The 809-nt window shown below is 37.9% G+C and carries 1 protein-coding gene; it reads right to left on the bottom strand.

Features of this window, described 5'->3' with window-relative positions:
* A partial coding sequence (locus VSA01S_RS20165) for a hypothetical protein (RefSeq protein WP_186810644.1) occupies positions 1–809 on the bottom strand: 809 nt, incomplete at both ends.

The raw sequence follows: 809 nt of genomic DNA, 5'->3' as shown, positions 1-809 counted from the left end.
ATCACCTTCAGAGTTAAGGTGTACTTTACCTGTTGGCTGAACAATGAAATCTTTTAACCAATATTGTTTCTTTTTATGTTCTGCATAAAGAACGAAATTAAGCCCTAATGCAATTTCACGGTAACCTAAGTTTTCAAAATGACAAGCTTCAACTTTCCCTTTATGCCAGCTGTACACAATCTGTCGACGGCGATCGAAGTAGATATCTGCCAAGCGGGGAAAACGGAGAAAAAGTACCGTACTCACCACAGATAAAACCAAGAGGATCAAAGTAAGAACCATATCTATGTAAAGCCTTGTTTTTATCCCTTCAGGGCCACACTTTATGATTGCATTTGTATACTCGAACAAGGAACTTTTGCCATCATCCCCCACTATAGCCTCATAGTACTGGTAACGTTTATCATTATAAATCTTTTTGTTATTTGCCAACCGCTCTTTTTTTATCTCAACTTTATAATTTGCATGTTCAATCAAATCTGCACTTGGCCAAAATGAAGTACACATATTAAAGAAGGAGATCCAAAAGCCTAATACCCAAGGGGCTAAAGTATAAAATCGTCCTTTATGAGCAGGAGAGCTGATGGCTAATGTTGTATCATCAACCAACGTAATTGCATTCCTCGGATTATCAGTAGCACCCAATGTGACTCTGTCATTTATCCATTCTCGCAATTCAATAAAGCGCTTGGGGTGCCTTAACGACCTAAAAGGTTTATTTTTATTTCTACTTTCTATCATTAGAGTATCTTCCCATCTTTCATTCCAATCGTTGTCAGCGGCTTTGTTTCCGTATTCAACCCATCCTA

The organism is Vibrio sagamiensis NBRC 104589 (genome assembly GCF_007990935.1).
In the GTDB taxonomy this organism is placed as follows: Bacteria; Pseudomonadota; Gammaproteobacteria; order Enterobacterales; family Vibrionaceae; genus Vibrio; species Vibrio sagamiensis.
This window is presented reverse-complemented; position numbering and strand designations above follow the sequence as displayed.